This window comes from Paenibacillus sp. NPDC058177 (genome assembly GCF_042883835.1).
Lineage (GTDB): Bacteria > Bacillota > Bacilli > Paenibacillales > Paenibacillaceae > Paenibacillus_AQ > Paenibacillus_AQ agri.
The window spans coordinates 124,852-146,084 of sequence record NZ_JBHVVB010000004.1; the positions used below are offsets into that span (position 1 = coordinate 124,852).

Sequence of the window (21,233 nt, forward strand, 5' to 3'; positions counted from 1 at the left end):
AATGGAGCTAATACTTGCTTCTAAGCCTGTTCTATCATTTGAAGTAAGCTTGACAATGCACTGGAGAAAACCGAATCCCGGCGATGCACAAACCATACCTGTAAATTTCGATACCCTTCAGGCAAACGGTGGGAAGCGATGGCTCCCGCCTCTTCCGCCTTGGTAATCGACGATTGGGGTAGCAAAGACACGCCGAGTCCGGCGGCAACCCCACTTAGAATTACTTCTAATGTTCCAAACTCCATAATCTGATAAGAACTTATCCCGCTCTCACTTAGGAAGCGTTCAGCTTTTGCCCGGTGTGTACATCCAACGTCGAAGAATAACATCGGCTTCGTAAGTAGTTCGTGCAAGTCGCTTTTATCCGGTTGTGAGATCAGCACCAACTCCTCGTCGAAAGCCGCAATATAATCTATATCAGGCTGGTCAATTGGCCCATACACAAAGGCTCCATCTAGCTCATAATCAAGCACCTTTTGTAAGAGACCATGTGTTTCGCCCGTTACTAGTGATAGATTGACATCGGGATATCGTAAATGATACTCGGTCAGAAGAGGGGTCAGGTGAATAACCGCTGTCGCTTCGATAGAACCCAAGCGGAGAAGGCCCGCAGGATGTTCCGAGTATTGTGTGGATTTTACAGCTTCGTCCATCAGCGTAAGTATTTTATCCGTATACTCCAGCAAGTTCTTACCTGCCGCTGTTAGTGTCATCCCCCGATTAGATCGACGAAAGAGAGGGAGCTTCAGCTCAGCCTCAAGGTGTTGTATTCGGCTCGTCACATTGGACTGGACGTAGTTCAAGGCTTGCGCAGCCTTGGTTATGGTACCCTCGCGTGCAACGGCTTGAAATATTCTCAAATCTCCACTTTCCATTTCCACGCCACCTGCCTGGTATGATTCTTTATGATAGTCGCCTTCATTTTTGATCATTTTACTGGATTGTGTCCTCTATGTACAATTCACTATATACGATGAACTTAAGATCCGAACGTAAAGCTCGGTCGTCACTACGGTGAATGTTTGGACTTCCGGTCGCTGTTGTCTCCAGATTTCTTCGATTAAACCGCTTCTAGCGGTTGAAATCAGCAGACAAAGGCGAACGCTACGCTCCTACAGTTCCAATCATTCCCCTCCATTCCTCCTCACTTTCTGTTAATCTCTTCTGTTCATCTTATATATATTCATTAACAACGATTAAAGGAGTAATCATAATGAAAGCAATTGTACATGCCGGAAAAAGTGGCCTGAAGGGCTTGGAATATAAAGATATGATAGACAAACAGCCGGGGGCTGGAGAAGTGAAAGTAAGGATAAAGGCGGCAGGGCTAAATCATAGGGACTTGTTCATCATGGCCGGTCGGACAGAACAGGATGACCCTCTGATTATGGGTTCTGATGGCGCGGGCAAGATTGAAGCAGTAGGTGAAGGTGTATCCAACCATACAGTGGGTGCCGATGTCATCATTAACCCGTGTCTCGGATGGGAATCTGTCGACAATGTTCCGCACATTCCAGCCATTGTGGGTGGCCCTTCAGAAGGTACATTCGCCGAGTCGATCATCATTCCTGCACAGAATGCCATCAGCAAGCCTGCGTACCTGTCTTGGGAAGAAGCGGGTGTGCTACCCCTGTCTGCCTTGACCGCCTATCGGGCTCTGTTCACGAGGGGCCGCTTACAGCAAGGGGAGCATGTTCTTATTCCTGGCATCGGCGGTGGTGTTGCGACCTATGCCATGATGATGGCGTTAGCGGCGGGAGCACGTGTTAGTGTAACGTCACGCAGTGAGGCGAAAAGACAAGCTGCCCTCGCATATGGGGCTAATTATGCATTTGACAGTAATGATGATTGGAAGGAAAGTATGAACGGGAACAGCGTGGATCTCATTCTCGACAGCATCGGACCTGCGACGTTCCCGCATTATTTTGACATTATTAGACCCAATGGCCGTATTGTCACGTTTGGCGCAAGCTCGGGAGATCGAATAGAGATCCCCGTTCGGTCTATATTTTTCCCGCAAATCAGTATCATCGGTACCTCTATGGGAAGCAGCGAAGAGTTTGCTGATATGCTTGAGTTCATGGAACGCCACGGTCTTCGTCCGATCATTGATCGGGTATATCCTATACAAGAAACAGTGGAGGCATTTCACAGAATGCAGCAGGGAGAGCAGTTCGGTAATATTGGAATAAGAATAGATTAAGCGGACACTCTTGCACATTTGGAGATTGATTTTTGAAGCATACGTTAGTTAAATTGTAATTTCATAATAATACTCCAGTTATTTTGTAATCTTGAGTATCAAGAGATGCATTGTTGGAACATTGGAGTTCAATGGTTTTATTTTTAGTAGAAATATTGTATTTGATCACATAGGGCGTTTCAACGTAAAACAAAGTGAGCACCAAGGTATCTTCGCCACACCAATATGCGTGAGTAGCTACTTCTTGATCGTGGAGCGCCAAATCTTTCGTGAATAAGCCTTGTCCATGAAAAAGAGTGCCGAACTCAAACAAATAGCCCTTATTTACTTTGTTGTCGTACATCATTTGGAACTCTAGCTGATTGTTTTGGAAAGAGAAACGGACTTCCTCTATACATTGAGGATTTTTGTGGATAGTATATCGGGCATCCTTGAAAACTAACTCTTTGTCTATTAAATCTTTAGATACTGGGATGGGGTAGGCTATGTTAGAAAGGTATTTTTGTAATGCAAGTTCATCTTTTAAATTAGAAGAAGTCTCATAATTAATTTGCCCAAGGATATATTCATATATCAGATCCAAAAGCGATTGTAGATGCTTCATACTAGGTAGGCATGAGGTTGCTGCGATCACTATCCTCTCCTTAGGAGCTACAAAGCAAAGCTGTCCGTATCTACCATTACCCATGAAACAATCGTTACGACATAGAAATAATTGATAACCGTAACCTTTTGAAAAATCAATTCTATCCTCGTCTCGCATCGTATCAGCATTTTTTGATGTGGCAAGGTTAATGTATTTCTCCGATACAATTCGTTTATTATTGAACATACCTTTCTCTAACAGCATTTGGCCAAATCTTGCAATGCCTTCGGTTGAAATACTTAACCCCATACCCCCCGCTGTAATCCCCTTTGGACAAGTCTCCCACGACGGTCTGGGAATCTCTAGAGGTTCGAACAATCGAGGCATCAAGAAATCGACTAAATTTTGACCGGTCACTTTTTCAACAATAGCAGATAGCATGTAAGTAGAGTGCGTACTATATCGATAGTAACTTCCTGGCACATGATGTACCTCTTGGGAGAGGAATGATGCTATCCAGTCAGTATGCTTTACCACTTCGCCATAAATATTATCTTGGTGACCAGCAGTCATTGATAAGAGATGATGTATTGTCATCTGTGACAAATTAGGCGATATATGATCAGGAAGTTTGTCTGGGAAGAACGAGATCACCTTATCGTGTAAGTCGAAGTATCCTTCATCCCAAGCTATTCCCACCGCAATAGATGTAAAGCTTTTACTAAGAGAGAATAATAATTGTGGTGTATCCTTTCGATAAGGCTTCCGATAGAATTGAGAAATAGCCTGCCCGTCTTTCATTAAAATAAAACTATTTATATCTAAATTAGACTCTTGGACTTTTTTAAAGAACGATAATAAATGTTTTGAAGTTAAACCGTGGTTGTCTGGAAGATCTTGAATAGTGGCTTTAATCAATATCGTGCCCCCTTAAGATTAGTTGTTATATTCACTATAGATTTATAATCCATATTAATCCAATTATATAATACATAGCATCACTGACAGCAGATGTCAGTGATGCTTTTTTATAATGGTGATAATCATTGATCACCGACGGATGGTTGGTATCAATGGATGAATTGTAAAATAAGGAGAGCTTGAGAATGAATCATACGGTATACCTCTATGTATTTGACACAATGGCAGACTGGGAAATAGGTTACTTAACGGCGGAATTGAATTCGGGAAGATATTATAAGAAAGGGCTCTCTCCATCAAAAATAGTTACCGTGGGTAATGAAAAAACACCAGTAACAACCATGGGCGGATTGAAAATACTGCCTGACATCAAGTTAGATGAGTGCAGCATTGAGGGCACAGATATCTTGATTTTACCCGGTGGAGAGACATGGACAGAAGCCATTCATGAACCAATCTTAGACATTGCCAAGAAGTGTTTGCTGGGAGATATTTTAGTTGCTGCGATTTGTGGGGCTACGATGGGCCTTGCCCAGGCAGGGCTACTGAATTCACGTGGGCATACAAGTAACGATCTGGATTTTCTTAAAATGATCTGCCCCACTTATACGGGCGAAGAGAATTACCAAATGGAGTCTGCTGTAACGGATGGAAACCTGATCACTGCATCTGGAACGGCCCCGTTGGAGTTTTCTGTTCATGTCTTGAAAGCTCTGGATGTGTTTTCTTCAAAAACATTAGCAGCCTGGTACAGTCTTAATAAGACTCATGAAGCTAAGTATTTCTATGAGTTGATGGAGTCATTAATAGAGTGAAAAAGTCGATTCATGTAGTTTTATTACCATTTTCAGAAGCTCACTGATATAATTAATATATTAGAAATTAAATTATGTGGTGAATTCATGAAAGAATTGTACAGTGCGGTGAATCGAAAAACATATTATATTGTAATGTTGATGATCATCGTCCTTATGGTTGCTGGATTAATACTTTCTACAACCGAGCTCGATAGGATTACTTTTGGGTACATTTTGCATGTTTTTTGTGTAATCTTTGTATCTGTTTCTTTGTTGATCTACCCTAAGCATGAAACGCATCTTCTCAGAAAGATCATCATTTTATTAGCATTTGCTTATTTCTATCTTCTTTTCTTTTTATATCCTCAGACTTGGTCCACCTATATTTTTATTTGCCTCATTCCTGCTCTTTCTATTCTATTTTATGATTTAAAGTTGTTTTATTTTTCTTTTATTGTAAATGGAATATTGATAGCCCTTACTTTTAGTTATATCTTCTTGATTGATATGAATAGAGGTAATTTATATGCATATTTACATCAAGATAGTATAGGTAATCTTATTAATATAATAGCTACTCAAGCCTTATTATTTCTTATTTTTTATCTTTCTTTTAGAAGAATGAGAAGTCAGCAACTTTATTATGAACAATTACAGCAGTCTGAACGGTTAAAGATGGTCGCACATTTAACAGCTGCTGTGGCACATGAAATCAGAAATCCGGTAACAGTGGTTAGAGGTTTTTTGCAGTTTTACAAAGAAGATGCTTCATTTAGTGATCCTATCAAAAACAAGTTCAAATTAATGATAGATGAATTGAACACAGTAGAACAAATTATCTCGCAATTTCTCACACTGTCCAAACCGAATGGAGACCAAACAACAGAGAAAGTCGATGTGAAGGAAGTTCTGGAGAGTGTGTCAGGTCTGCTCAATTCGTATGCAATGCTATCTGATAATGAGATTCATATAAATGTAGAGGAAGATTGCATTATTTCCATAAATAAAATTGAGTTTAAGCAGTTGCTCATTAATTTAATAAAAAATGCTTTAGAAGCTTCGGATGTTGGTAAATCCGTATCGATTACAGCAAAGAGAAATAATAATTTTGTCGAGATAAAAATCATCGATGAAGGCAGTGGAATGTCAGAAGCTGAGGTGAAGTTGTTAGGCACTCCTTTTTATTCAATAAAGAGTAATGGAACTGGTTTAGGGTTAATGATCTGTTTTAATATCGTAGCAAAATATGATGGAGAGATTCTTTATAAAAGCTCTAAAGGTAACGGAACAACAGTTAATATTCGCTTTTTAGCTAAGAACGACCAGTAATATTAGACTTCCGCACAATGAAAAAGGGGATTACCTCAGGCCTTGCAGCCGGATAGGTAATCCCTTTTTTGCAGATAAGTATGAATTTATTAAATTGTGACAAGGGTTATTTCAGAGGGATTTTGATTTCCAGCTGCTTGTTGTAGTTTTTAACTACCTCTCCCTTAGCATCCAATTTATATACCCCGGAGTTGCCGTTTTCGAACACTGCTTCATAAGGTCTGATGGTCAGGTATTGTGCGTCCGGGCGAATTTTCTCGAACAATAGATCTTCAGAAGTAGTATCCTTGGTAACTTTAGCAGATTCCCTCGCAATAAATTCTACTTTATTCCCCAGATTATCATAGATGTCATATGCCATAGCCTGTGCTTGCTCCGGTACTCCTGTAACCGTCAATCCAATGCGCACAGAAGCTTCTCCCACAGCGACTACATTTGTTTGGATTTTAAATTGTTTGTCTGCCTTTGGAGCAGGCGCTTGAATGTTACGCACCAGTCCTCCTTGTTTGAGCGAAAACTTCAATGTATAGGGGTCTTGGACTCCGTTCAGTTTCAAATTAACACTCAATTCAGAGGAAGCCAGGCTTGCCTTTTGTTTCTCATCTAACCATCCTGTTTGCAATACAACAACCGCCTTGTTGGCATCACCGTCACTGATCCAGCGTGGTGACTTTAACGGGGTCCCTTCAGACTTAGATATTGTTGCGTCAACCCCAATGAGTGTTCCTTCTGCCAGATAAGGCTCGCCTTTAGCATTTAAGGTTATTCCTGCGAGGTTTCCTGAATATAAGGTTCCCTCACGGCTCAAATTGATCTTGATGTAGTTACCGTCGAACTGTGCAACGCCTGTTAAAGTAAGCTTATCGTGTGAATCGGAGGCTTTCGCTGTATTAAGCACCGTGTTAGCGGCTGGTTGAACAGCGGCTGCATGGATTGCGGCCGGTATCCCCAGTCCTCCCAGACCTACGGTAGCAGCAAATAGAAATGCAGATAATTTCATTGTTTTTGTTCTCATAATGTTCATCTCCTAAGTTTATTATTGGACTGGCACGCTTAACTCCAGACCTTCGATATAATGCTTCACTGTGTTGCCGGAACTGTCTATTTTGAATGCTCCAGTCTTACTGTTCGGGTCCTCGAACTCATTAAGATAGGCACGAATGGTGAGTCTATTAGGGTACTTGTCGAACGGTTCAGTAAGCAAATCGACATGAAATGGCCCATTGGCAGACGGAAGGTTTTTTTGTGATATAAAATTCAGAACCTCTCCCTGATCATCTTTTACTTCGAAGGATATTCCATCCAGAGAAGATGGATCTCCATCAGGCCCATGCTCAAACATGAGCGATAGACGAGTTGTTAATGGACTGTATTCTAACTTTTGCAGCAGCATAGTCCACCCTTCTGCCTGTGCGCTTAGATCAGGTGTGGAAATTGTATTCGTTGTAACCTTCCGAGCAGGGATTTTAAGAATGAACGGCTCATCAATGTCTTGTAAGCCAATTGTTACAGTCAGTACAAATTGGTCCGGGAACGGTTTGGCGGAAAGACCCAAATTCGAAGAATCCACCAGCCGGAAAATAGCGGTATTGTCCTCCTTACCTCCCATCCAGGTTAGTACCGGCATAGCTTCCAAACGACCGTCTGAGTAATCCTCCAGGGGAGCCTCGTTGATCAATATTTCTGCCGAGATGATTATGCCTTTCTCTAGAAAAGGCTTCCCATCCGCCCCTACCGTCACTCCAGTTAGCTTGACGTCCGGTCCTTCACTCTCACCCTTCACGGCAAATGCTAAACGGTTACCGTCAAATACCGCCTCTTCGGCAGACAAGGTGATTCCATCATGCGTATCACTGCTGTTCGGGCGGGAGATCAGACCCAAACGCTGGGCGGCTTGCAACCCCAGATCATCTGCCCGTTCAAAAATGCCGCCTACCCATGGAAGTTGCTTCAGCGCATTGGCCAATGCTGGCGGATAGATTGCCGTTAGCATAACACTGAGCAATACAGCAGCAGCCACAGCTGCGATTTTAGGATATACCTTTCTTTTCTTTTTCCTCTCCGGAGGATCTTGGACAATGGTGGCCAGAGATGCATAAATTGAATCCTGCCGCGACCGTAGTATAGGAGGAAGTTCCGTTGTATTAGCTCTCCCTAGCTCCCTAAGCTGCTTTTCTAAATTATTATTATTCATTTGCAAGTCCCTCCTCCCGCACAGGATGTATCTGTTGGGATAACAATCGCCGTGCGCGGTGAAGTCGTGCCTTGACCGCTCCTTCGGAGATATCAAGCACATCCGCAATCTGCTTAATGGATAAATCCTCATAGTAGAAAAGCACGATAGCAAGCCGCAGGGATTCGTCCAGCTCGTTAATGAAGCTTTGCAGGTCCACAGTCCCTGAATTTTCAAAATGGGCGTAGGAAACGACCGTTTCTTCGGGAATCTCCGCTACAACCACCGTTCGCTCGCGTATGCGAAGTAACTGATTGCATTCGTTAATCAGGATGCGTATGACCCAGGTTTTAAAAAACTTGGGCTGTTTAAGGTTGGCCAACCCTTTGTATACCTTCAATGTCGTTTCCTGAAGCGCGTCCGCGCAATCTTCATCTTTCATCAGAATGGTCTTAGCTAATCTGTACAACTGTGATTCCAGTTGCCTAAAAAGACGGATAAACGCCTCATGGTCGCCTCTCTGCGCCTTTTTGATATCCAGTTCGTTTTCCAGCAAATCATTCTTCCTCCTTGAGGGCCCTCTATATGATTAGATGGAGAAGTCATACAAAAAGTTATTTTCATGGAAAAAAATCTGAAAATTGTTCAGTATCCATTTGGAAAGCGGAACTTTGGTCATACGAGACTGTAACATTGCTGATTCAATAGTACTAAAGGTATTTACAATAATTACCGATAAATATTGTAAATACTCCAATTAGTATTGTAAAATCAATAGGTTGTCTTAATTGGGTTATAAACCCTATATTGGGGTTTACAGAGACTGACGACGTTCAGTGAAATTCTTAGATTAGAAGGGGAGAAGATAATGTTATTACATGCAGTGCGCCGTAAAGTCAGTTTGATGATGGTGTTTGCCCTGCTGTTAAGCACGCTTATGCCATTCACAGCGTTTGGTGAGGCAACGCAGCTTAAAGACATCGCTGGTTCTTATGCGAAAAAGGAGATTCAATCATTAGTAGAAGCAGGAATAATTTCAGGATATGGAGATAACACCTTTCAGCCGAATAAGGCCATGACGCGCGCCGAATTGGCGAAAATTATCGTTTTATCTCTCGGTCTGAAAGAAAATGGAGATAAAGCGGCACCGTTCAAAGACGTTAACCGGAACAGTTGGTACCGGGGTTATGTAGGGGCATTGGTAGATAGCGGGATCACAGAAGGAACATCTGCTACTACTTTTAGTCCTAACTCCAAGGTCACCCGTGAAGAGTTGGTCGTATTCTTCATTCGAGCTTTCCAATTAGAAGATGCGGCGAAGAAACTCCCGGTTGATGCCAAGCTGTCCGATCTATCGAAGGTATCCGAATGGGCAAAAGCGCATGTATCTTTGGCCTTCAAGAATGGCTTCATCAACGGGATTCAAGGCAGTGACGGGACACTGAATTTCAAACCGAAAGACCAAGCTGAGCGGCAGGCTCTGGCTCGTCTAGCTTATGAATTCAAAACCAATAAGTCGGTATATGTTGAGAGATCGAAGGAGTTCCTTGCTGAAGAGGTTAACAAGGGTGAAGCCCCTGTGGCAACCCCAACTACAACCCCGGCTGCGACTTCGGTGATAACCGACCGCGGGAACTCTTCGTCAGTTCCAGCACCTGAATCGACCCCGCCAGCACCGACGGCACCTGTACCATCGGCACCTGCACCGGCGACACCTGCACCAACAGAGCCACCAGCAACTCCTGCACCGACCCCTCCAACTTCTGCACCAACAAACGGGCTCCAAGTTGTGGTGAAAGGGGAGGGCACCGACTCCATTTATGCCGATGAGCCAACAGAAGTCATATTCCGTGTATCGCTCAATGAGGAAGAAACGGTAACTGCGAGTGTGTATAAGGTAGATGCAAGCGGTAATGTGATTTCCAAAATCACATCGCTCTATGATGATGGTCTGGCAAATCATGGAGACAGTCTCAAAGCAGACGGGATCTACAGTGGAAAAGTTACACTGACTGAAAGTACGGAAGGTTACATAAATTTGCAGGCTTATACGGGGGATGCCCCAAGCAGTTCAGTTTTTAAATTATCTGTAGTAAAGCATCTTACAGAAGAGCAGCTAGCACAAACGGAAATGATTCAAAACAATACGCAGGACAAACTTGATCAGTTAGTCGCTCAATACGGCGATTTGCAAAAAGCGAAGGAAGAAACCGTGGCATGGCTGCAAACGCAAGACGAAGTACAGTATGCAGGTATCTCCGGTAATGGCGGCAGTATATGGTACGCGCTGGACACAGGGATTCTCGGGGGGATTTCAGCAGCTCCAGAGAATACGAAGGGGTTAAGCGGTACAGATGAAGATGCTACTTCCAGTGATGTATTCACAGCGAATACGCTAACGCAAAGTGTGGAGCAAACTGCTGCATCAATAGGCAGCAAGCGGGTTGCTGTAATTTCTCCATTCTCTACCAAGCTGACGTCTTCGACTGTTTATGACGCTGTGTATGATGAGTTTGTTCAGTCCAATTCGTTCCTTGTGGACAGAGTAAAAGATAGCGCAGCTGATGTTAACTTCTTTAAAGGACTAACTAACTATGGAGTCGTGGTTTTAGATACACACGGTGATACGTTCTATGATGATAATGTACTCCAGATGCTCCATAAAAAGTATGGCATTGATTTCAAATATGCTGGTCCGCAGGTCATGTTCTTGACAGGGGAAAAGGCAACGGCAGAGAGTAAAAAAGCATATGAGTTAGACTTGAAAAAAGGAAGACTGGCTATTATCTCCGGTTATTATGCTATAACACCTTCTTTTGTTACACGTTATAACGATATGCTGCCTAATACAATCGTATTTAATGGCAGCTGCCGGAGCATGTACAATCATTCTATGGCAGATGCGTTCATTAACAATGGTGCTGGCACTTATTATGGATACACAGATTATGTAAAGCTTGCGTATGATCAAGCGATTGTCCAATCGGTGTTCAAAGCTTTGATCGATGGGAACCAGACGACCGAAGAAGCATTCAAGGCAGCAGTGGATGCAAATGGCGCAAGCGACGGTTTGGCGGCTTTCGCGATGAAGGGAAGCAACATTGGTACCAAGACAGAAGGGCTTATCAACGGAACATTTGAGACCGGTAATTGGATCGGCTGGAATGGAAATGGGGATGTTCGGGTGATCTCCAAGCTGGGACCACTCAAACCGACAGAGGGCAACTACATGGCTATTATCAGCACCGGCCTTGGATATGAAAACAACGATTTTGGAGGCGTCGATTACAATTCGGATAGTTACATCGAGCAGAGTTTTAGGATTCCGGCTGGAGTAACGACGCTTTCTTTCGACTATAACTTCATTTCTGAGGAGCCAACGGAATTCGTTGGATCGGTATATAACGATACTTTTAAAGCAACGGTAACTTCCAGTGTATATATCAATGCAGCTAATGTCGTTACTTCTCATCTGTATGGGGGAGATACTGTAACAACGAGTGTCTTCGGTAACGAGTCCGTCACCATTGGAACCGAATCAATTAATGAGTCCACGGCGTACTGGATTGATGAGAACAAAGTGGCGATTGATTTCTACGGTGGGGATGAAACGACATACATGACCAATTGGAAGCACGTGCAGTACGACGTTAGCCAATTTGCCGGCAAGGCTTCAATTGTCCTTCGCTTCCACGTTTGGGATCAAGGAGACAGTATTTATGACTCTGCCGTGCTGATTGATAATATTGTATTAAAATAAAAAAGTGGTTCGGATAAGGCACTTACCCGAAAGGGACTAAAGAAAAAAACGATTGGATCAGGGGTACCTAATCCAATCGTTTTTTATATATCAAAAGCATTATCTAAGATCAAGTATGTAATGGTACAATTTGGGTGTTACATAAAAACTTATATTTATGGACAATGACATGAAACGAGAGTGTAATTATGAAAATTGAAAAAATTAAGAATAGAAATGTTATGTTTACAACTCGAACTACTTCAGGGTGGGATCTGAACGTTCAACTGATTTTGGGGGATAAGTACAACTATATTATTGATACAGGGCTTGGCTCTCTAACCGTTGCAGCGATTAAAGAATACATAGGGCATGACACCAAACCAATAATTGTTATAAATACACATTATCATTGGGATCATATTTGGGGAAATAGTTCACTTCACGATTGTATGATCATATCTCATAAGCTATGTAGAGAAATGATAGAGCAGAATTGGGAGACTACGTTTCAGAAGTATAACAAGTATCTGGAGGGTGAAGCGGAAATGCATCTGCCAAATCTCACATTTGAACAAGAACTGTATTTTCCTGAAGATAAAATAAGGCTCATATACACCCCTGGTCATACCGTGGATTCTATAAGTATAATTGATGAAGTAGAAAAGGTAATCAATGTAGGTGATAATATCGGCGACTCCGTGGATGAAATTGTTCCAAGCCTCTATGGTGAAAAAGAAGATTATATCAGCACACTATTAAAGTATCGAGAGATGGACTTTGACACTTGTATATCCGGCCATAATATAGTTTTGGACAAGCCAGTCATTGATAGAATACTAAGCATCGTTTCTTGAGGAAGAGTTGCAAAAAGGAAGCCCCACGAAAATTCCCAGCTTTTAAATAACAAATCCCTGTCATATAATAGTAACTAACTTAATCTATAAAATTAAAAGTGATATACTAGGTGCAGGTTATAATTGAGAAGATAATACTAACGTGTAAGGGCGGTAAACATGAGCAGCAGACAAACCGAAACAGACGTTATTTTAATTGGTGCCGGAATCATGAGTGCGACGTTGGGGACATTGTTGAAAGAATTAGTACCGGATTGGAAAATTACAGTGTTTGAAAAGCTGGCTAGCGCAGGAGAGGAAAGCTCCAACGAATGGAATAATGCGGGAACGGGGCATGCTGCACTGTGCGAGCTTAACTACACTACGGAAAAACCGGACGGAACTATAGATATCAGCAAAGCTGTTATCGTGAATGAACACTTTCAAGATTCGATGCAGTTTTGGTCTTATCTTGTGAACCGTGATCTGATTCGTAATCCGCAAGACTTTATCATGCCATTGCCACACATGAGTATGGTGCTCGGAGAGAAGAATGTAGCGTTCCTGAAGCAACGTTTTAAAGCGCTCTCAAACCACCCGTTATTTCAAGGTATGGAATTCTCCGAAGATCCGAAACAATTGCAGCAATGGATACCGCTTATTATGAAGGACCGGCCATTGAATGAGCCGATCGCAGCCACTAAAATCGACACTGGTACGGATGTTAACTTTGGCGCTTTAACGCGCATGCTGTTCAAACATTTAAAGAGTAAGAATGTCGATATTCACTACAAGCATGGTGTCGAAGATATTAGACGAACCAGCGAAGGCTTGTGGGAACTGAAGGTACGGAATGATAGGGGTCAAGTTGAACGCCGTACGGCAAAATTTGTCTTTATCGGCGGCGGGGGAGGCAGTCTTCCTTTGCTGCAAAAATCCGGTATCCCTGAAAGCAAGCATATCGGGGGATTCCCGATCAGCGGGCTGTTCATGGTGTGTAATAATCCAGAAGTTGTAGCCCAGCATCATGCCAAAGTATACGGTAAAGCGAAGGTCGGTGCACCGCCAATGTCTGTTCCGCATCTAGACACCAGATTTATCGATAATAAAAAATCGTTACTTTTCGGACCGTTTGCCGGTTTCTCACCCAAGTTCTTGAAGACTGGTTCGATGTTTGATTTGCTCGGTTCTGTAAAACCCAATAATGTGCTAACGATGTTAGCGGCAGGTGCCAAAAATCTGTCCCTGACGAAATACCTAATCCAGCAAGTGATGCTTTCGAAAGAACAACGCATGGAAGAGCTGCGGGAGTTTATCCCTAATGCTAAAAACGAGGACTGGGATCTATTAGTGTCAGGTCAGCGTGTGCAGGTCATCAAAGATACCGCGGCCGGTAAAGGAACACTCCAATTTGGCACGGAAGTGGTGTGTGCCGGTGATGGATCGATTGCTGCATTGCTTGGCGCTTCTCCGGGTGCTTCTACTGCCGTTTCCGTCATGCTTGAGGTGATCGAGAAATGCTTCCCGCAACATCTAAAAGACTGGGAACCAAAAATAAAAGAAATGATTCCTTCTTATGGTGTGCCACTAGTGGACAATCCTGATCTCATCCAGAAAATTCATACTTCTACAGCTAAGACGCTGGGTTTAAGCAGTGAGCGGCAACCCGTCAGGTAGACTGTGTAAAAAAATAAGCAGAATAGCCCTCGTTCCTGGATTTCATGGAATGAGGGCTATTTGTTTTTCTGAAAATTACCCGGTGACCGAGTAGAAAGGGACTTGTATCAGATTTTCTGAATGAAAACTAGAAAAACTCTATTGGACGCGGGGAGGTAAGGATGCTACAGTCTTTATAATTCATACTAAAACAACCGGATTATAATGTTTTAGTGAAATCATATGAAGGAGGGATAGCACATGAAATTCGCTCTATTTAGTCTGATGCTTAATCTTCCGAATGCTCTTACGGGTGAGACCTTCACCACACAACAAAAATTTCAGAACGTGCTAAAGCAGGCAGAGCTTGCTGAGAAGCTAGGCTTTGATGCTTACGGCGTAGGCGAACGACACGGAGCGCCGTTCTTATCCTCGTCTCCACCGGTTGTTCTAACTGCAATTGCGGCCAGAACGAGTCGCATTCGATTGCTTACGACGGTGACCGTGCTGAGCGTACTGGATCCTGTGCGGGTGGCTGAGGATTATGCTACGCTCGATCATTTGTCTGGCGGACGGCTTGAACTAATCATCGGCAAAGGCAATGATCCACGCCATTATCCGCTGTTCGGAATTAAGGAAGAGGAGCAGTGGGAATCCCTTGCCGAGCGTTATGACCTGCTCAAGCGGCTGTGGAACGAAGAAAATGTCACCTGGCAGGGACAGTACCGGACGCCGCTGGATAAGGTGACGACACAACCCCGGCCGTACCAGAAATCGATTCCGGTGTGGCATGGCAGTGCCTCTAGCCCGTTATCTACTGAGCTTGCGGCGAAGTACGGGGAGCCGATCTTCTCGTCAAATGGCTTTCATCCGATGGCCAAGTACAAGGCACTGATCGACCATTATCGTGAACGCTGGGAGTACTACGGACACGATCCGAAGGATGCAATCGTCGGAGCGGGTGGTGGCAGTCTATATTTGGCTGATACGAAGGAGGAAGCAATCCGTAGATATAAGCCTTATTATGAGGCATTTAGCTCCACGGATTCGGCGAAGCATAATCAATCGCCATTTAAGAGCCTTGAAGATACGGTAGAGAACGGTCCTACACTGGTTGGCAGTCCGGAGAGTGTAATCGAAAAGGTGCTGACTTACCACCGTGCATATGGGCATCAGGTGCTTAGCATCGGTGCGGACGGCTTGAGCGAATCTGAGCAGCTGGAGCAAATAGAGCGGTTCGCTAAGGACGTTATGCCCGTTCTACGGCGAGAAATTCCCAGCACGGTGTGGGACGGAAAGGAACTGACTTTGCAGCAGGTGTGAGTGTAGCGCATAGTCTACTAAAACGTTTAAGAGAAAAGGGGAGCTGAGTATGAAGAGACAACGGTTTATCAAATGGGCGACTTATGTATCGTTAACAACGGCATTGACACTGGTCTTGGCTGGCTGCGCGGCCAAAGGCGGAGAAGCGACAAGCTCTACCGATTCTTCTGCAGCGGCTCCAGCGGTTGCCAAGCCAGTGGAGGGTGGGGAGCTGACTTACGCGCTGGCGACATCTCCTGACACGCTCGACCCAGGAGCAAGCGGCTTTGCAGTATCTCACCGGGTGTTCCGAAATATCACGGATAGTCTCGTCGTTCAGCTTCAGGATGGAAGCTTCCAGCCTTGGCTGGCAACGGAGTGGACGAAATCAGAAGACGGCAAGACGTATACGTTCAAGCTACGTCAAGATGTCAAGTTTCAAGATGGAACGCCATTTAATGCTGCTGCTGTCAAAGCGAATTTTGACCATATTACGACGTCGGCTAGAGGTCAGGCCAAATCCCTGATTGGTCCTTTTGAATCGGCGGAGGTGGTGGATGATTATACCATCAAGTTTATCCTATCCCAGCCGTTCGAGCCGTTTCTTAGCGGGCTGAGCTCAGCGTTCCTCGGCATCTCTTCACCACAGGCCATACAGCAGTATGGTGATCAATATGGCAAGCATCCTGTAGGCACAGGGCCGTTCAAATTTGTCAGCTGGACGGAGAACGACGAAATCGCTCTGGAAAAGAACCCGGATTACAACTGGGGGCCACCAACTGCGGATAACAGAGGACCTTCGCATCTGGATAAGCTGACGTTCAAGATTGTACCGGAAGAGGCGACACGGATCGGTAGTGTACAAAGCGGGCAGCTGCTGGCTGCAGAAGCGGTTCCACCACAGAATATTGCCGCACTTAAAAATGATCCTCAGTTCCAGGTGGATCAGGCGATCACGAACGGAACAGCCTTCTCTCTCTATTTCAATTTGAAGAGTGACATTTGGAGTGATATCAAGGCGCGCCAAGCGGTGCAGCTTGCGGTCGACGTCGATACCATTGTCAAAACTCTATACCTCGGAACCTACGACCGGGCTTGGTCGTCCATTACACCAGGGCTACTCGGATATGATGCATCGCTTGAGAACAAGATCAAACCCGATCTTGATAAGGCAAACCAGCTGCTGGATGAAGCAGGCTGGAAGAAAGGTGCGGACGGCATCCGTGAGAAGGATGGCAAGAAGCTGATTCTCCGTTATCTTGATGGTTCGCCGAACCGTGAGAAGCGTAACGACATTGCGGCGATCGTTCAGCAGCAATTGAAAGCGATCGGCGTCAATGTGACACTCAACATTACAAAGGATACTAGTACACCACTGAAAGAAGGCAACTTCGATCTGTTTGGCAATTCCCAGGTGAAAGCTGATCCTGACGTGATGCGGAGCATTTTCCAGTCCGGCAAGGAATACGCCAACGGCGGCACGAACTGGTCGAATCTGTCCGATCCTGAAATCGATAAGCTGCTTGATCTCGGCTCAGAGGAGTCTGATCTGGAGAAACGCAAAGAAGCCTACACCCAAATCCAGCAATATCTGATTGATCATGCTGTTATCCTCCCAATCTATGTATTCCCATATACGGTAGCCCATCCCAAGACGGTCGAAGGTCTGAAATTTGATTTGCTCGGGTACCCGCAATTTTACGATGTAAGTATCCACAAATAACCGGGGAGGAGGCTAATGAAATGGCCGGAACCATTGTAACGCGATTACTCACTTCCCTGCTCGTCGTGGCCGGTTCATCGATGCTGGTCTTCCTCATCATGTATGTACTGCCTGGTGATCCGGTGCTGCAGATGCTGGATGGCAATGCGACATCGCCTGAGGCAATTGCCGATTTACGCCATCAACTCGGATTGGATCAGCCGTTCTATGAGCAATTTTCCCGCTATTTCATCCATTTGCTGCAAGGGGATTTCGGCCATTCGCGGATTACACAAGATCCGGTTCTGCCTAAAATCCTCGAGCAAGTTCCGGCTACGCTTGCGCTTACTTTCGTCAGCGCCGCTGTCTCCATCGTGGTTGGTATCCTTCTCGGCGTCTTGTCTGCGATCCACCGGAACGGCATTATCGACGTGCTGGCACGATTTGTTGGCCTATTCGGCATATCGATGCCGTCGTTCTGGACGGGGATTTTGCTGCTGCTGCTGTTCTCCATTAAGCTGGGCTGGTTTCCGGCGATGGGCTCTGGAAGCTGGAAAACACTCGTGCTGCCCGGTATTGCGCTTGGGCTCGTAGGTGCAGGCTTTATCGTCCGGATGGTCCGCAATACGATGCTTGAGATCTTGAGTGAGCCGTTCATCCTGACCCTACGCGCTAAAGGGCTTGCGGAACGAGCGGTCATGTACCGTCACGCGCTGCGCAATTCTTTGATTCCTGCGCTGACGATGATTGGGGTCATGATCGGCGAGCTGCTAAGCGGAACGGTCGTGATCGAGACGGTGTTCGCGCGGCAAGGGATCGGCCGGATTCTCGCTGACGCAATCATGGCAAAGGATATACCGGTGGTGCAGGGCGTTGTTTTTTTTACCGCAATCATCTATGTATCCGTGAACGTGCTGGTAGACATTTCGTATTCGTTAGTTGATCCGCGCATCCGGCGGTCGACCTAAGAAGTCGCATAGAAGGAGGGAGAAACCAGAATGAAAGATGCAACTGCGCTTAAGCCACTGTGGAAAAGCGAACGAAAACGACCTGCAAAGTCATGGCATCTCGGCGCATCTGATTTGTTTCTATACGCGGCAGAATTGGTTGTGCTGTTTCTGATCGTTTGTGCGATTGTGCCGGGGTGGGTCGCGCCCTATTCCCCCACGATGATGGATGCGGCTCAGTTGCTGCAACCGCCCAGCGTTAAGCACTTACTTGGAACCGATTATTTCGGAAGAGATGTGTTCAGTCTGATCGTCTACGGCAGCCGGGATTCACTGCTCATCGGTCTGGCTTCCGTCATTGTGGGTGGCTTGACCGGTGGTATTCTCGGGGCCTTCTCCGGCTATGTCGGAGGATGGGTCGATCAGGTAATCATGCGTATTATCGAGGTTCTGATGACGATACCGGGGATTCTGCTGGCGTTGGCGATTGCCGCAGCCATCGGTCCCAGCCTAATCAACGTCGTACTGGCGATAGCCGCAGGTACGATTCCGCGCTATGCAAGGGTGATGCGGAGCCAGGTGCTTAGCGTCAAGAACCGGGCGTTCGTCACAGCCTCCCGTTCTATCGGCAGTACGGGGTTTCGCATTTTCCGCAAGCATGTGCTGCCCAACTCGCTGGCACCGTTTCTTGTTATGGCGACAATAGGCATTGGCACCTCCATTCTGACTGGATCCGGGCTTAGCTTTCTGGGGCTTGGGGTCATCAAGGAAATTCCGGACTGGGGCACTGTGCTGGCACAGGGACGCGGGTATTTGACGGTAGCCTGGTGGATTTGTACGTTCCCGGGTCTTGCTATCGCGCTATTTGTACTGGCTATCAACATCATTGGAGACCGGCTGCGGGATAAGCTGGATCCGAGAAAAAGCGGCGCCTGACTGGCGGAAGGAGGCAGTATATGACCCGACCCTTGCTGGAAATCGAAAGCTTGAAGGTTGAATTCCAGGCATCCGGCGGCACGCTTGTGCCGATCGCGGATGTCTCCTTTGATATCGGCCGAGGTGAGACGGTATGTCTGGTCGGTGAATCCGGCAGCGGCAAGACGATTACGTCCAAAGCCATCATGCGCTTGACCGATTTCGACCGGGGGCGCATCGCGGCGGGCAGTGTGAAGCTGGACGGTCAAGAGTTAACGACGCTCCCCCAGAACTTGCTGCGGGCTATTCGCGGCAAAAAAATCGCGATGATCTTCCAGGAGCCGATGGCGGCGTTCGATCCCGTCTTTACGATTGGTGCCCAGCTTGTGGAGACGATTCGTCGTCACGACAAACGCAGCGTGAAGGAAGCCCGGGCGCATGCGGAGGAGTTGCTTCGCCGCGTCGGATTCCCGGAGCCGAAGCTGCGCCTCGGTCAATACCCAAATGAGCTGTCTGGAGGAATGCTCCAGCGGGCAATGATTGCTATGGCGCTCGCCTGCGGGCCGGAGCTTCTAATCGCGGATGAGCCGACAACAGCGCTCGATGTCACGATTCAGGCGCAGATTCTAAAGCTATTGAACGAACTAAAGGCGGAATATGGAATGTCCATTCTGCTGATTACCCACGATCTCGGGATTGCAGCCGAGATGGCTGATCGGATGATCGTCATGTATGCCGGACGGATCGTAGAGCAGGCACCGGCAGCCCGCCTGTTCGAGCAACCGCATCACCCTTACACTGCGGGGCTGCTGCGTTCCATTACGACGATGGACAGCGACCGCAGCGCGGCGCTATATACCATTGAAGGAACGCCGCCCAATGTGGCGGAATTCCCTTCCGGCTGCCGGTTTCATCCCCGTTGCCCGCTGGCTACTGACCAATGCCGTACCGAGGTGCCGGCGCTGGCCGGAGAAGACGGCCATGAAGCAGCTTGCTGGCATACGGATAAACTTTTGAACGGTCAGGACATTGATCAGGCAGCGGACCGCCGGACAGTACTACTGGGTGCGTCGGGAACGATAACTTCGTCCCATAAAACGTCGTTTCCAAGCGTCGCAGCTGAAGCGCTAGCGAAGGCGCCACCGTTATTTGAGGTTTCCGGATTAACGAAGCATTATCCGGTCAAAGGACCCTTCGGCTTGACCAAGGCTGTCGTTCATGCTGTAGATGACGTTTCCTTCACGATTCACAAAGGGGAGACTTTTGGGCTTGTCGGTGAATCCGGCAGCGGCAAATCTACGCTCGGGCGTGTCCTGATTCAGCTGGAGCAGGCCAGTGCTGGCCGCGTCTTATTCAGCGGCGAAGACCTGACGGATATGAACGCCGCGAGGCGCCGTGATGTCCGCCGGGATATGCAGATGATTTTCCAGGACCCCTATGGCTCGGTCAATCCAAGGTGGACGATTGGTGAGACCATTGCTGAACCGTTAGTCGTGCATGAATCACTTCCTGCCGCCGAGCGCAAGAAACGTGTGGAAGAGCTGCTGCAGTTAGTAGGGCTGAATCCGGCTTGGGCTGACCGCTACCCTCATGAATTTTCAGGCGGACAGCGCCAGCGGATCGGGATTGCCCGCGCAATTGCGCTGCAACCGAAGTTCGTGCTGGCAGACGAAGCTGTATCTGCACTAGACGTGTCGGTACAGGCCCAGATCGTCAACTTAATGCAGAACCTCCAGAGCACCCTCGGTTTAACCTATGTATTTATCGCGCATGGTCTTAACATCGTCCGGCATGTGTCGTCGCGGATCGGGGTTATGTATCTTGGCAAGCTGGTCGAGGTCGCGCCGGCAGATGAATTGTTCCAGCATCCAGCCCACCCCTATACAGCTGCGCTGCTTGCTTCCATTCCTTGGCCGGATCCCAGCCGCAAAAGGGAATTCGTCTCCATTCAAGGAGAAATCCCCTCGCCGATGTCTCCGCCCTCCGGCTGCAGATTTCATACGCGCTGCCCAGTGGCTATGGCAAGATGCCGGGAAGAGGAGCCGAAGCTTGCGGACATCGGCAGTGGTCATGCGGCAGCCTGTCATTATCCGCTCTAATCCATTCTCATCTTCATTATAAGGAGGC

The 21,233-nt window shown here is 46.4% G+C and carries 16 protein-coding genes; 11 read left to right on the plus strand and 5 right to left on the minus strand.

The window, feature by feature from the left end:
* Positions 1–20: 20 nt before the first annotated feature.
* Positions 21–875 carry a LysR family transcriptional regulator gene (locus ACFVU8_RS17780; protein WP_387428943.1) on the minus strand — a complete coding sequence of 285 codons (855 nt, stop codon included), beginning with the start codon at positions 873–875 and terminating at the stop codon, positions 21–23.
* Between the two features lie 338 nt (positions 876–1,213).
* On the opposite strand from ACFVU8_RS17780, the gene ACFVU8_RS17785 reads away from it, so the two are divergent.
* Positions 1,214–2,203 (plus strand): zinc-binding dehydrogenase, encoded by a 990-nt coding sequence (locus tag ACFVU8_RS17785; protein ID WP_387428944.1) that lies wholly within the window; start codon positions 1,214–1,216, stop codon positions 2,201–2,203.
* 61 nt (positions 2,204–2,264) lie between these two features.
* Here ACFVU8_RS17785 and ACFVU8_RS17790 read toward each other — a convergent pair whose 3' ends face one another.
* The gene (locus ACFVU8_RS17790; RefSeq protein ID WP_387428947.1) at positions 2,265–3,707 is read right to left on the minus strand and encodes a serine hydrolase domain-containing protein; all 1,443 of its coding nucleotides are present in this window, start codon (positions 3,705–3,707) and stop codon (positions 2,265–2,267) included.
* Positions 3,708–3,895: 188 nt separating this feature from the next.
* Between ACFVU8_RS17790 and ACFVU8_RS17795 the strand changes: the two genes are divergently transcribed.
* Positions 3,896–4,525, plus strand: a complete 630-nt coding sequence (locus ACFVU8_RS17795) for a type 1 glutamine amidotransferase family protein (RefSeq protein WP_387428950.1) — start codon at positions 3,896–3,898, stop codon at positions 4,523–4,525.
* Between the two features lie 87 nt (positions 4,526–4,612).
* Entirely contained in the window at positions 4,613–5,836 is a 1,224-nt protein-coding gene (locus ACFVU8_RS17800) for an ATP-binding protein (RefSeq protein WP_387428952.1), read from the plus strand.
* A 106-nt stretch (positions 5,837–5,942) separates the two neighbouring features.
* Here the strand turns inward: ACFVU8_RS17800 and ACFVU8_RS17805 are convergent, their stop codons facing one another.
* From ACFVU8_RS17805 to ACFVU8_RS17815, 3 genes are read right to left on the minus strand one after another with little or no spacing between them, the layout of a single operon-like run.
* On the minus strand, positions 5,943–6,851 hold the full coding sequence (locus ACFVU8_RS17805) for a DUF5643 domain-containing protein (RefSeq protein WP_387428955.1): 909 nt from the start codon (positions 6,849–6,851) through the stop codon (positions 5,943–5,945).
* Positions 6,852–6,872: 21 nt separating this feature from the next.
* Positions 6,873–8,030: a DUF4179 domain-containing protein gene (locus ACFVU8_RS17810; RefSeq protein WP_387428957.1), complete on the minus strand. Its 1,158-nt coding sequence runs from the start codon at positions 8,028–8,030 to the stop codon at positions 6,873–6,875.
* Positions 8,023–8,565: a sigma-70 family RNA polymerase sigma factor gene (locus tag ACFVU8_RS17815; RefSeq protein ID WP_379466636.1), complete on the minus strand. Its 543-nt coding sequence runs from the start codon at positions 8,563–8,565 to the stop codon at positions 8,023–8,025. Before ACFVU8_RS17815 ends, ACFVU8_RS17810 begins: the two co-directional genes overlap by 8 nt.
* A 312-nt stretch (positions 8,566–8,877) precedes the next feature.
* Here ACFVU8_RS17815 and ACFVU8_RS17820 point away from each other — a divergent pair, with 312 nt between their 5' ends.
* From ACFVU8_RS17820 to ACFVU8_RS17855, 8 genes are all read left to right on the plus strand, one after another.
* Positions 8,878–11,769: an S-layer homology domain-containing protein gene (locus tag ACFVU8_RS17820; RefSeq protein WP_387428959.1), complete on the plus strand. Its 2,892-nt coding sequence runs from the start codon at positions 8,878–8,880 to the stop codon at positions 11,767–11,769.
* A gap of 188 nt (positions 11,770–11,957) precedes the next feature.
* The gene (locus ACFVU8_RS17825) at positions 11,958–12,605 is read left to right on the plus strand and encodes an MBL fold metallo-hydrolase (protein ID WP_387428961.1); all 648 of its coding nucleotides are present in this window, start codon (positions 11,958–11,960) and stop codon (positions 12,603–12,605) included.
* 159 nt (positions 12,606–12,764) lie between these two features.
* Positions 12,765–14,261 carry a malate dehydrogenase (quinone) gene (gene mqo, locus ACFVU8_RS17830; protein WP_387428963.1) on the plus strand — a complete coding sequence of 499 codons (1,497 nt, stop codon included), beginning with the start codon at positions 12,765–12,767 and terminating at the stop codon, positions 14,259–14,261.
* Positions 14,262–14,501: 240 nt separating this feature from the next.
* Positions 14,502–15,563, plus strand: a complete 1,062-nt coding sequence (locus tag ACFVU8_RS17835; RefSeq protein WP_387428966.1) for an LLM class flavin-dependent oxidoreductase — start codon at positions 14,502–14,504, stop codon at positions 15,561–15,563.
* Between the two features lie 49 nt (positions 15,564–15,612).
* Positions 15,613–17,265: an ABC transporter substrate-binding protein gene (locus tag ACFVU8_RS17840; protein ID WP_387428968.1), complete on the plus strand. Its 1,653-nt coding sequence runs from the start codon at positions 15,613–15,615 to the stop codon at positions 17,263–17,265.
* A gap of 20 nt (positions 17,266–17,285) precedes the next feature.
* Complete coding sequence (locus tag ACFVU8_RS17845) at positions 17,286–18,212, plus strand: ABC transporter permease (RefSeq protein WP_387428971.1); 927 nt, start codon at positions 17,286–17,288, stop codon at positions 18,210–18,212.
* A 30-nt stretch (positions 18,213–18,242) separates the two neighbouring features.
* Complete coding sequence (locus tag ACFVU8_RS17850) at positions 18,243–19,127, plus strand: ABC transporter permease (protein WP_387428973.1); 885 nt, start codon at positions 18,243–18,245, stop codon at positions 19,125–19,127.
* 20 nt (positions 19,128–19,147) lie between these two features.
* Complete coding sequence (locus ACFVU8_RS17855; protein WP_387428976.1) at positions 19,148–21,205, plus strand: ABC transporter ATP-binding protein; 2,058 nt, start codon at positions 19,148–19,150, stop codon at positions 21,203–21,205.
* Positions 21,206–21,233 lie beyond the last annotated feature (28 nt).